Below are 12,047 nucleotides of genomic sequence, written 5' to 3'. Positions count from 1 at the left end.
ATGAACGCAAAAGTCTGGCTAGTGGGCGCAGGTCCTGGCGATCCTGAATTGCTGACGCTCAAAGCCGTGCGTGCCTTGCACGAAGCGGAGGTGGTGCTGATCGACGATCTGGTCAATGACGCCGTGCTGGAGCACTGCCCTGACGCGCGGATCATTCCGGTCGGCAAGCGCGGCGGCTGCCGCTCGACGCCTCAGGCATTCATTCATCGGCTGATGCTGCGTTATGCACGTCAGGGCAAATGCGTGGTTCGTCTCAAGGGTGGCGATCCCTGCATCTTCGGCCGTGGCGGCGAGGAAGCGCAGTGGCTGCGTGAGCGCGGGGTTGAAGTGGAGTTGGTCAATGGCATTACTGCCGGACTGGCCGGGGCGACGCAGTGTGATATTCCGCTGACTTTGCGCGGCGTGGCGCGGGGTGTGACGCTGGTTACCGCGCACACTCAGGATGACAGTCAGGTGAACTGGCAAGCGCTGGCGCAGGGTGGAACGACTTTGGTGATCTACATGGGAGTCGCCAGGCTCAGCGAGATTCGTGAGCAATTGCTGGCAGGCGGGATGGCGATGGAGACGCCGGTGGCGATGATCGAGAACGCCTCCCTGCCGCAGCAGCGGGAATGCCGGAGCGATCTGACGGGGATGGAGGAAGCGGCCAGCAGATTCCAGCTCAAGAGTCCGGCCATTCTGGTGATTGGTGCAGTGGCAGCCTCTGCGGCCCGACCCGGCTTGCTCGCCTGGCCAGCCGATCAGTCAGCCTGATCATCTGGTTTTTACCAAATTGCAGACAAAGAAAAGCCCGGCATAAGCCGGGCTTTTCTCAAAGCAGCGAGCTAATTACTTAGCTTGAGCTTCAACCTGAGCTTCTACGCGACGGTTCACGGCGCGGCCAGCTTCGGTTTTGTTGTCAGCAACTGGACGGGTTTCGCCGTAGCCAATCGACTGAACGCGGGACGATTCAACACCGTACTGGTTAACCAGAACTTGCTTAACGGCGTTTGCACGACGCTCGGACAGTTTCTGGTTGTAAGCGTCAGGACCGACGGAGTCAGTGTGACCTTCAACAGTGGTGTGAGTCGATGGGTACTGCTTCATGAAGTCAGCCAGGTTCTTGATGTCAGCGTAGCTGTTTGGCTTGACGACCGACTTGTCGAAGTCGAACTTCACGTCCAGCTCTACACGAACAACTTCAGCAACTGCCGGGCAGCCATCAGCGTCAACAGTTACGTTGGCCGGGGTGTTCGGGCACTTGTCAACGTTGTCGCAAACGCCATCGTTGTCGCTGTCGGAGCAGACTTCAGCTGGTGCTGGAACTGGAGCAGCAGCAGGCTTGTTGCCGCCACCGAAGTTCACGCCCAGACCGATTACTGGAGCGTAGTTCCAGCGACCGTTGTCCAGTTTGTAGTCAGCGTCTACACCAGCACGGGCGTAGAAGTTTTCAGCGAAGTAGTACTTAACGCCAGCGCCAGCGTTCAGGTAGGTCGACTGGTCGCGACCGGTGTGGCCGTCAGCGGCTACGTTGGTCAGGCTGCCGTGCTTCACACCGCCAGCAACGTAAGGACGCAGAGCGTCACCAGCGTTGTTGAAGTGGTACTGAGCGATCAGGCCGAAGTTGTCGCCATCCAGCTTCTGGCTGCCAGTGCCGTCGTTCGAACGGGTGTGGTTGTTCTTGTCGTAGGTGAAGTTCAACGACACGTCGTCGGTCAAGAAGTAACCGATAGAGGCGCCTGGGTTGAAGCCGTCTTCGACATGGTTAACGCTGTCGTTGTACTGCTTCTTGTAGAACAGTTCGCCTTCAACTGCGCCTTGGCCTTGTGCCAGTGCGCCGAACGAAGTAGCGGCAATCAAAGAACCAATGGCCAAGCCCAAGGTGTTTTTCAGTTTCATCCGTTAAATCCCCATCTGGTGATTGTGAAGCAGTCCCGCAAACCGGGGGACAACTCGGCGGCAAGTCTATCAGAACTTGCCTACACGTAAGAGATATTTGCGCCGAACTAAGTTTCAGCAATGCCTGCAAATTTCTCACGCAATTTATCAAGAGCACGTTTGTACCGCATTTTTGTCGCACTCAAACCCATGTGCATGATGTCTGCGATCTCCTGAAATTCCAGCTCTGCGACAAAACGTAGCACCAGAATTTCACGGTCAATCGGGTTCACATACACCAGCCAGCGATCAAGTCCGCCCTTCTCCTCGGGTTTCGGCGCCTTTTCTTCGGACGCTTCCTCGAGGGGGTCAAGACTCAGTGCGTCCATCAAGCGACGCTTTCGCCGTTCCTTCCGATACTGCGTGATGCATTCGTTGTAAGTGATGCTATATAGCCATGTCTTGAACTTCGATTTCCCCTCGAAGTTCTTCAGGCCGTACAGCACCTTCAACATCACTTCCTGACAGACATCGTCTGCGTCGCGATCGTTCCCAAGATACCGCGCACAAACGTTAAATAGTGTTCGCTGGTAACGCCGCATCAGTTCTTCATAGGCGCGCGTCACGTGAAACAGCTCGGTATGCGAGCGCGCGACCAACTCCTCGTCAGAGAGCTCGCGGGGGTCGTAGCGCGTGGATAGCGTTTGGGCTTTATTCAAAACAAGTCGTGCCGACAGTCAGGTCAATGTCCACCGCTGCCAGCATCAGCTGGCATTTTGCGGCGGCATACATTAGCAGGGTTTGCCGGATTAGCGGCTACTCACATGCTGTTCCAGCAGGATCCGATTGGAGAGAGAGACTAGCTCACCCTCATCGGTCAGCAATGTGGTCTTAACCGTGCCGATCTCTTCGATCTGGCCTTCGACCTCGCCAACACGCACTTGTTGCCCAACCTGATACAACTCACGCACATAGATTCCCGCAAGAATCTGACCGGCAATTTCCCGGCTTCCCAAACCCATGGCCAGCGCAACCGCCAGACCAACGGTAATCAATACGATGACGATCACATGGTTCAGCAGGTCGGTCTTGACCTCGAGCTGACTGATCGCGACCGAGATACTGATGATGATCACCAGGCCCTGGGCAATTCGCCCAAGTCCTGAAGCGTAGTCCAGTCCGACGCCTTCTGCCGCACCGCGCACCAGACCGTTGGCCAGTTGTGCCAGCAATACACCCACCAGCAGCACCAGCGCAGCACCGAAAACTTTCGGTACATACAGCGCCAACATGTCCAGCGTAGCTGAAACTCGCTCAAGCCCAAGGGATTCTGCCGCAGAAACCAGGAAAATCAGCAGAACGAACCAATAGACGATTTTTCCGATCAGGGTCGAAATCGGCACTTGCAGTCCCGCACGGGACATCAATTTGGTCAGGCCGGTGCCGCCCATCAGGCGATCCAGACCGAGCTTGGCCAGCAGTTTGGACAGCAGGGTGTCCAGCAACTTGGCCACGACGAAGCCCAACAGCAGCACCACCAGTGCGCCGAACAGGTTCGGGATGAAATTAGCGACTTTGGTCCACAACGCAGTCATTGCCGTGACGAGGCTCTGAGTCCAGAGATCAAGTTCCATATTCAATCAGCCTTATCAGCAGTGCGAGCGTTAGGTTTACGGAGACGGGAAACCGGCGCGACATGAGCCGAGCCGTTGTTCAGGGCGATCATCAGCGCGGGCAGCCAGCGGCCCAGCAGGCTGAACAGATCACCGGCGCCGACCTGGCGGTTGGCGGTTTTGAGTACGCGGCCCAGGCAGGCATCGTCGTCGCGGCCGGACGGCGAGGCGTTGAGCATGTCGCGCAAAGACTGTTCAAACGGATCGTGCATACGCACCTCTCGTGATGTCTGTGAAAGACGCGGGCAGATTTGGTCGGGTCACATGATGCATCGTCATACCCAGCGCAATCGGCGGAACAACCACCATTGTCCGAGGGCCACCAGAACCATCAGCAGGCACGCCACCAGGAAGCCGTAAGGGTTTCCGGAAAGCGGAATTCCGCCGACATTGATCCCCAGAAGGCCGGTGAGAAAACTCATCGGCAAGAAGATCCCGGTGATGATCCCGAAGCGGTACATGGTGCGATTCATGCGCACGCTCAAACGCCGGTCTTCGGTGTCCAGCACAAGCCCCACGCGCTCTCGGGTCAATTCGAGCTCTTCGAGATAGCGGGTCAGGCTGTTGTTCAATTCGTTCCAGTAGTCCGCGTCGTCATCGACGAACCATGGCAGTTTTATCCGCGTCAGCTGTCCGAAAATATCCCGCTGCGGTGCGAGAAAACGCTTCAGTCCGGCCGCCCGGCGACGGATGTGCAAAACCGCTCCGTGCTCGGGGGTATACCGTTCGTCGGCATCCAGCTTTTCTTCCTCATCATCGACCACTTCCGAGAGGCAAGTGACCAGATCCTGCACCTTGTTGGTGAGGTATTGCGCGAGATAGAGAATGAGTTCGGACGAGGTTTTCGGGCCCTTGCCCTCCCCCAGCATCGCCAGCAGTTCATCGGTGGCGCGCAAGGGGCGCAAACGCAGGGAAATCACACGCTGGGCCGACGCGAAAATCCGCACCGAGACCATATCTTCCGGCTCGGCACCGGGATTGAGGTTGACCCCGCGCAAAAACAGCAGCAATTCGGAATCGGGCAACGGCAACAGCCGCGGGCGGGTGTTCTCTTCCAGCAGCAGATCGCAGGTGAATTCGTTGAGCCCGCTGGATTTACGCAGCCATGTCTGGGTCTGCGGATGACTGCGATCCCAGTGCAGCCACAGGCTTTCATGGGCCTGCAGCTGCAGATCGTCGAGTTCAGTCCGGGCTATCGAACGCGCACCGCCTTTACCGTCCAGCACCAGGGCATGCACCAGCCCCCATTGCGCGTTTTCTTCCTCGAACATCCTCACTCCGGTTCTTGCCGCGATTTATTCAGGCATTTTCAGCGGGCTCGGCGAGATGATCACGCCGTTGTTGTCCGCATAAATGTATTGGCCCGGTTGAAAGGTGACACCCGCGAAAGTCACCGGCACGTTGAGGTCGCCGATACCGCGTTTGTCGGTCTTCATCGGGTGGCTGGCCAATGCCTGCACGCCGAGATCGGTCTGGGCAATGACATCCACGTCACGGATGCAACCGTAGATCACCAGCCCTTCCCAACCGTTTTTCGAGGCCTTGTCGGCCAGCATGTCGCCCAGCAGCGCACGCCGCAGGGAACCGCCGCCATCGACCACCAGCACCTTGCCGTTGCCCTTGAGTTCGACCTGTTCCTTGACCAGCGAGTTGTCTTCGAAGCACTTGATGGTCACGATTTCGCCGCCGAAGGAATCACGGCCGCCGAAATTGCTGAACATCGGTTCCAGCACCTGCACCAGCTCCGGATAGGCGTCACACAGGTCAGGCGTAAGGTAATGGTTCATCGAATAACTCCTGTAACAAGGAAGACGATCAAGGATGTCGCACTCTTTTGAAACGAGATCCGGCGGTCGCTGTTTACCTTAGTTCATGCAATGGTCGCTGAGCGAACCTGAACACAAGCTGAAACGTAATAGCGAAACAGTCACCAAATGTGACCGGAACCGTCCAATGCGTCATATCTTAGCCGCAAGCCGACTCGAACGAAATGCCATTTTCAGAGCCTTCCACTCATCCTGCCGCCGCCAGATCCACCTTTTCGCCGAGTAATGGCGTGTGCTGGTCAGTCAACCAGCGCGCCACCAGCGGCCAGACTTCAGCCTGGGCGGCCTTGCTCACCAGCATCTCGACATGGCCGAAATTTTCGCTGAAGCCCTGCTCACGTCCCAGATTGATGAATTGCTTGTGCTCGGAGCCGATTTGCTCGAACAGCTTGCGGCAGGCCCAGGCCGGATCCTGATGATCGCCCGCCGCTGTCACCGCCAAAACCGGCACCTGAACGTCGGCTAGCCCCGCCCACCAATCCTTGTCCTTGTCGCCGAAACGCCCGAACAGGCCGTACCAGCGCATGCTTTCCAGCGCGAGACCGATCGGCTCGTCCTCCGGGCCACGCTTGAGCCGCGAGCCGGACAACTGGGCAAAGCGCTTGAGGATGAAGCGCCCGCTCCACTCCACCGGCGGAATTTTCAGCGGCCAGTAGGTACGACTGACCTGCGTGCCGAAAAACGCCGCCGACGCCACGGCCGGCTCACCGAGGTATTCGCCGCCCAGCGCGGCCGCGAGCGTAATACCGCCCAGCGAATGACCGATCCAGTGCGGAATCTGCCCGCTCTGTTCACGCACGAACGCGGCGATGGCCGGCAGATCGTAACGGGCGTAGTCGGCGACACGGTTGCGGCGGTAGTCCTCGTTACGCTGGGACATGCCGTGGCCGCGCATCTCCGGGATCCATACATCGAACCCCAGGCGCGTGAGGTAAGCGCCCAGCCCCAGGCCTTTCGGGGAGAACCAGAAACGTCGGTTGGAGAAGCTGCCATGCAGCAAGATCACCGGCACACCGCGTGTCGCCGGTTCATCGGCCATGCCGAGACGGGTTACCGCGATTTCCACGGACCAGTCGGGGCTGTTGCCCGGTTTCAAACGGTAGATGTCTTCGCTCAGATCACCGCGGCGTTCGGCGCTGATCAAAGCGACAGGAAAAAGGTTGCTGCTGCTTTGCATAATGCTCTTGCACAAAAAAGGGCGGCATCCGGAGAGCTCGCCCTACTTCAATCTTAAAGCCCCGGCCCGGTTCATCAGGCTGGGGCTTCATTCACGGCTTATTCCGCCTGACCTTCGGCCAGGAAGAACCAGGTTTCCAGCACGGTGTCCGGGTTCAGGGACACGCTTTCGATGCCCTGTTCCATCAGCCACTTGGCCAGGTCCGGGTGGTCCGAAGGGCCTTGACCGCAGATGCCGATGTACTTGCCGGCCTTGTTGCACGCGGCAATCGCGTTGGCCAACAGCTTCTTGACCGCCGGATTACGCTCGTCGAACAGATGCGCGATGATCCCGGAGTCACGGTCCAGGCCCAGTGTCAGCTGGGTCAGGTCGTTGGAACCGATCGAGAAACCGTCGAAGAATTCGAGGAATTCTTCAGCCAGGATCGCGTTGGACGGCAGTTCGCACATCATGATCACGCGCAGGCCGTTGTCGCCGCGCTTCAGGCCGTTTTCGGCCAGCAGATCGACCACTTGGCTGGCTTCGCCCAAGGTACGGACGAACGGCACCATGATTTCGACGTTGGTCAGGCCCATCTCGTTGCGCACTCGTTTCAGCGCACGGCACTCGAGTTCGAAGCAGTCACGGAACGATTCGCTGATGTAACGCGAAGCGCCACGGAAGCCCAGCATCGGGTTTTCTTCTTCCGGTTCGTACAGTTTGCCGCCGATCAGGTTGGCGTATTCGTTGGACTTGAAGTCCGACAGACGCACGATGACCTTCTTCGGTGCGAATGCAGCCGCCAGGGTGCTGATGCCTTCGACCAGTTTCTCGACGTAGAAGCCGACCGGATCGTCGTAACCGGCGATGCGCTTGTCGACGCTTTCCTTGATTTCCTGCGGCAGGCCGTCGTAGTTCAACAGCGCTTTCGGGTGGACGCCGATCATGCGGTTGATGATGAATTCCAGACGGGCCAGGCCCACACCGGCGTTCGGCAGCTGCGCGAAGTCGAAGGCGCGGTCAGGGTTGCCGACGTTCATCATGATCTTGAACGGCAGCTCCGGCATGGCGTCCACGGAGTTCTTCTTGATGTCGAAGCCCAGTTCGCCTTCGAAGATGTAACCGGTGTCGCCTTCGGCGCAGGACACAGTCACGCCCTGGCCATCCTTCAGCAGTTGGGTGGCATTGCCGCAACCGACGACTGCAGGAATACCCAGCTCACGGGCGATGATCGCTGCGTGGCAGGTACGGCCGCCACGGTTGGTGACGATGGCGCTGGCGCGCTTCATCACCGGTTCCCAGTCCGGGTCGGTCATGTCGGAGACCAGCACGTCGCCCGGCTGCACTTTGTCCATTTCCGACACGTCGCGGATGATCCGCACCTTGCCCGCGCCGATGCGCTGACCGATGGCACGGCCTTCCACCAGCACGGTGCCGGTTTCCTTCAGCAGGTAACGTTCCATGACGTTGGCCTGGGTGCGGCTCTTCACGGTTTCCGGACGGGCCTGCACGATGTACAGCTTGCCGTCGTCACCGTCCTTGGCCCATTCGATGTCCATCGGGCAGCCGTAGTGCTTCTCGATGATCATCGCCTGCTTGGCCAGTTCGCTGACTTCGGCGTCGGTCAGGCAGAAACGTGCGCGGTCGGCCTTGTCGACATCGACGGTCTTCACGGAACGACCGGCCTTGGCCTCGTCGCCGTAGATCATCTTGATGGCCTTGCTGCCCAGGTTGCGGCGCAGGATCGCCGGACGACCGGCCTCCAGCGTGCCCTTGTGGACATAGAATTCGTCCGGGTTCACCGCGCCTTGTACGACGGTTTCGCCCAGGCCGTAGGCGCCGGTGATGAACACCACGTCACGGAAGCCGGATTCGGTATCAAGGGTGAACATCACGCCGGCAGTGCCGGTTTCCGAACGCACCATGCGCTGCACGCCGGCAGACAGGGCGACCAGTTTGTGGTCGAAGCCCTGGTGCACGCGGTAGGAAATGGCACGGTCGTTGAACAGGGAAGCGAATACTTCCTTGGCCGCGCGGATGACGTTTTCCACACCGCGGATGTTCAGGAAGGTTTCCTGCTGACCGGCGAACGAAGCGTCCGGCAGGTCTTCGGCGGTGGCGGAGGAACGCACGGCCACGGCCACATCGGGATTACCGGCCGACAGCGCGGCGAATGCGGTGCGGATCTCGGTGTTCAGTTTTTCAGGGAATTCGGCTTCCATGATCCATTGGCGGATCTGGGCGCCGGTCTTGGCCAGCGCGTTGACGTCATCGACGTCCAGGGCGTCGAGAGCCTTGTGGATCTGGTCGTTGAGGCCGCTCAGCTCGAGAAAGTCGCGATAGGCCTGCGCGGTGGTGGCGAAGCCGCCGGGGACCGACACACCGGCACCGGCCAGGTTGCTGATCATCTCGCCCAGGGATGCGTTCTTGCCCCCCACATGCTCAACATCGTGTTTGCCGAGCTTATCGAGGGAAACTACGTACTCTACCAAGGTGATCTCTCCACTAACTGTGTTGGAAAAGCTCAGAAACCGGCGGCTCGGGGGAGCATCGGCCGGTTGTATGGCCTGGACCTGGAAAATAAGTGAGAATGCGGGCCATTGGCGGCCGACAAATCGCGCCTATCATATCCAGAAATACTCATTAGCTTAAGGCCCAAGGTGCAAATGAAACGATCTGCTTTCTTTATCTCCGATGGCACCGGCATTACTGCCGAAACCCTGGGTCAAAGCCTTCTGGCGCAGTTCGAAAACATTACGTTCACCAAACTCACGCGGCCCTACATCGACAACGCGGACAAAGCGCGGGCCATGGTACAACAAATCAACAAAGCCGCTGAAACCGATGGTTTCCGGCCGATTATCTTCGACACCATCGTCAATCAGGACATTCGTGAGATTCTCGCAACCTCCAATGGTTTCATGATCGACATTTTCTCGACGTTCCTCGCCCCGCTCGAACAGGAACTGACCGAGCATTCTTCCTACACCGTCGGCAAATCCCACTCGATCGGCCACAACTCCAACTACATGGAGCGGATCGAGGCGGTGAACTTCGCCCTCGACAACGACGACGGCGCGCGCACCCACTATTACGACAAGGCCGACCTGATACTAGTGGGGGTGTCGCGTTGTGGTAAGACACCGACGTGTCTGTACATGGCGATGCAGTTCGGCATCCGCGCGGCCAACTACCCGCTGACCGAAGACGACATGGAGCGCCTGCAACTGCCGGCCGCCCTGCGCGCCCACCAGCACAAGCTGTTCGGCCTGACCATCGATCCGGACCGCCTCACCGCGATCCGCAACGAACGCAAACCCAACAGCCGCTATTCGAGCTACGCCCAGTGCGAATTCGAAGTGCGCGAAGTGGAGAACCTGTTCCGCCGCGAAAACATCCCGCACATCAACTCCACGCATTTTTCCGTGGAAGAGATTTCGGCCAAGATCCTGGTGGAAAAAGGCGTGGAACGGCGGTTCAAGTAACCCCGACGCTCCCAACCTGTCCGCAGGCTGAATGAAGTATCACAAGCCCGGCCCCGGGCCGTGTTTTTTACGCCTCTGTAACATTCCGAAATATACAATCCGCGCAAGTTGCGTATCCGGCCACAAACCGGATGCGCCAACCCTCTCGGCCCGCTGAATTCAACGGGCCCGCAGCATCCAGCCTCCCTATTGAAGTCAAGGAATGAGCGTCCGTTCATTCCCGGGTGCGCCGTGCAGACTGAAGCTACGCTCAGACTGCCGCGCCTCCATTCAGAGCACTGCAGGAATCACTGCTTATGAATAAAGTGTTCCGTCACTACATACCGGCCTCGACCCGACGCCTGCTGCCCAATCGCTGGGACTTGATCGCCATGCCGCTGGTGATCGGCTTCCTGCTGTTTTTCTCGATCGGCGCCCGGGAAACCTGGGCGCCGATCGGCACGCTGCAAAGTGAAGTGGTTTCACTCGACCCGGCCAATTTGCCGGAATACGCCATGCGCACCACTTTGCGCATGCTTGCGGCGATGGTCGCGGCACTGGTGTTCACCCTGCTCTACGGCACGCTGGCCGCGAAAAGCCGCCGAGCCGAAAAACTGCTGGTGCCGGTGCTGGACATCCTGCAATCGGTGCCGGTGCTGGGTTACATCTCCTTCACCGTAACCTTTTTTCTGTTGCTGTTTCCCGGCCGGGTTCTGGGCGCGGAATTCGCTGCGATTTTTGCCATTTTCACCAGTCAGGCGTGGAACATGACGTTCAGCTTCTACCAGTCGCTGCGCATGCTGCCGGGGGATCTGGTGGAGGTGTCGACCAACCTGCAACTGTCCGGCTGGCAGAAATTCTGGAAGCTCGACGTGCCCTTCGCGATGCCCGGGCTGGTCTGGAACATGATGATGAGCATGTCCGGCGGCTGGTTTTTCGTGGTGGCCTCGGAAGCGATCACCGTCGGCGACCAGACCATCACCCTGCCGGGGATCGGCTCGTTCCTGGCCTTGGCCATCGCGCAAAAAGACATGCACGCCGTGGGCTACGTCATCCTGACGATGATCGTGGTCATCCTGATCTATGACCAGTTCCTGTTCCGCCCGCTGGTGGCCTGGGCCGACAAGTTCCGCATGGAGAACACCGCCTCGCAGACCGCTGCGCCGGAATCCTGGGTCCTGAATCTGATCCAGCGCACCCGGATGATCCAGCGCATTCTGCGTCCGATCAGCCGCGCCATCAGCCGACTCGGCAACATGCGCCTGAACCTGCCGCGCACGGCGCGCAAGGTCATGGCCTCGGAAAGCCCCGCCACCACCAAGGCCATCGACTGGATCTGGGGCACGTTTATCGCGCTGCTGACCGCGTATGCGCTGTACCACATCGTGCTGTATGTCGGCACGGAAGTGACATTCGCCGAGGTCGGGCATGTGTTGCTGCTGGGGCTGTACACCCTGTTGCGGGTCGCCGGGTTGATCTTTATCGCCTCGCTGATCTGGGTGCCGCTGGGCGTGATGATCGGGCTGCGTCCGGCCCTGGCGGAAAAGATCCAGCCGCTGGCGCAGTTCCTCGCGGCGTTCCCGGCGAACCTGCTGTTCCCGGTGTTTGTCATCGTGATCCTGCGTTACCAGTTGAACCCGGATATCTGGCTGAGCCCGCTGATCGTGCTCGGGACGCAGTGGTACATCCTGTTCAACGTGATCGCCGGGGCCAGCGCCTTCCCCAATGACTTCAAGGAAGCCGCCGCCAACTTCCGCATTCGCGGCTGGCTGTGGTGGCGCAAGGTGATGCTGCCGGGGATCTTCCCGTACTACGTGACCGGCGCCATCACCGCCTCGGGCGGGGCGTGGAACGCCAGCATCGTTTCCGAATTCGTTTCCTGGGGACAGGACAAGGTCGTCGCCCATGGCCTCGGCGCCTATATCGCGCAAACCACGGCCGCCGGCGACTTCCCGAAAATCACTCTCGGCGTGGTGGTCATGGCGTTTTTTGTCGTGGCCTTCAATCGCCTGGTCTGGCGGCCGATGTACGCCATGGCCGAAAACAAACTTCGCCTGAACTGACGGGATTC

The 12,047-nt window shown here is 59.2% G+C and carries 11 protein-coding genes; 3 read left to right on the top strand and 8 right to left on the bottom strand.

All coding sequences use genetic code 11. The annotated features are described in order from the left end of the window. Entirely contained in the window at positions 1 to 753 is a 753-nt protein-coding gene (gene cobA / locus IF189_RS09240) for a uroporphyrinogen-III C-methyltransferase (RefSeq protein WP_134825999.1), read from the top strand. Between the two features lie 75 nt (positions 754 to 828). On the opposite strand, the gene IF189_RS09235 is transcribed toward cobA, so the two are convergent. From IF189_RS09235 to ppsA, 8 genes are all read right to left on the bottom strand, one after another. Next, a complete protein-coding gene (locus IF189_RS09235) occupies positions 829 to 1,878 on the bottom strand; it encodes an OmpA family protein (protein ID WP_085711904.1) in 1,050 nt (349 codons plus the stop codon). A 107-nt stretch (positions 1,879 to 1,985) separates the two neighbouring features. Then, on the bottom strand, positions 1,986 to 2,576 hold the full coding sequence (sigX, locus tag IF189_RS09230; RefSeq protein WP_011333251.1) for an RNA polymerase sigma factor SigX: 591 nt from the start codon (positions 2,574 to 2,576) through the stop codon (positions 1,986 to 1,988). A 90-nt stretch (positions 2,577 to 2,666) separates the two neighbouring features. Next, a complete protein-coding gene (locus IF189_RS09225; protein ID WP_065259736.1) occupies positions 2,667 to 3,491 on the bottom strand; it encodes a mechanosensitive ion channel family protein in 825 nt (274 codons plus the stop codon). Positions 3,492 to 3,493: 2 nt separating this feature from the next. Continuing rightward, the gene (locus IF189_RS09220) at positions 3,494 to 3,742 is read right to left on the bottom strand and encodes a CrfX protein (RefSeq protein ID WP_065259737.1); all 249 of its coding nucleotides are present in this window, start codon (positions 3,740 to 3,742) and stop codon (positions 3,494 to 3,496) included. 63 nt (positions 3,743 to 3,805) lie between these two features. Next, positions 3,806 to 4,801, bottom strand: a complete 996-nt coding sequence (locus IF189_RS09215) for a zinc transporter ZntB (RefSeq protein WP_085711903.1) — start codon at positions 4,799 to 4,801, stop codon at positions 3,806 to 3,808. 24 nt (positions 4,802 to 4,825) lie between these two features. Continuing rightward, positions 4,826 to 5,317 carry a ribonuclease E activity regulator RraA gene (gene rraA, locus IF189_RS09210; protein WP_134825998.1) on the bottom strand — a complete coding sequence of 164 codons (492 nt, stop codon included), beginning with the start codon at positions 5,315 to 5,317 and terminating at the stop codon, positions 4,826 to 4,828. 226 nt (positions 5,318 to 5,543) lie between these two features. Further along, positions 5,544 to 6,533, bottom strand: coding sequence for an alpha/beta fold hydrolase (locus tag IF189_RS09205; protein WP_134825997.1), 990 nt, complete (start codon positions 6,531 to 6,533; stop codon positions 5,544 to 5,546). Positions 6,534 to 6,631: 98 nt separating this feature from the next. Next, complete coding sequence (ppsA, locus tag IF189_RS09200) at positions 6,632 to 9,004, bottom strand: phosphoenolpyruvate synthase (protein ID WP_134825996.1); 2,373 nt, start codon at positions 9,002 to 9,004, stop codon at positions 6,632 to 6,634. A 174-nt stretch (positions 9,005 to 9,178) separates the two neighbouring features. Here ppsA and IF189_RS09195 point away from each other — a divergent pair, with 174 nt between their 5' ends. Then, positions 9,179 to 9,997 carry a pyruvate, water dikinase regulatory protein gene (locus IF189_RS09195; RefSeq protein WP_085711899.1) on the top strand — a complete coding sequence of 273 codons (819 nt, stop codon included), beginning with the start codon at positions 9,179 to 9,181 and terminating at the stop codon, positions 9,995 to 9,997. 296 nt (positions 9,998 to 10,293) lie between these two features. Continuing rightward, positions 10,294 to 12,039 carry an ABC transporter permease gene (locus IF189_RS09190; RefSeq protein ID WP_192553149.1) on the top strand — a complete coding sequence of 582 codons (1,746 nt, stop codon included), beginning with the start codon at positions 10,294 to 10,296 and terminating at the stop codon, positions 12,037 to 12,039. Positions 12,040 to 12,047 lie beyond the last annotated feature (8 nt).

This window comes from Pseudomonas sp. IzPS59, assembly GCF_014863505.1.
Lineage (GTDB): Bacteria > Pseudomonadota > Gammaproteobacteria > Pseudomonadales > Pseudomonadaceae > Aquipseudomonas > Aquipseudomonas kribbensis.
Note: the sequence above shows the minus strand (reverse complement) of the source record. Positions and strands in the feature narration are given on the sequence as shown.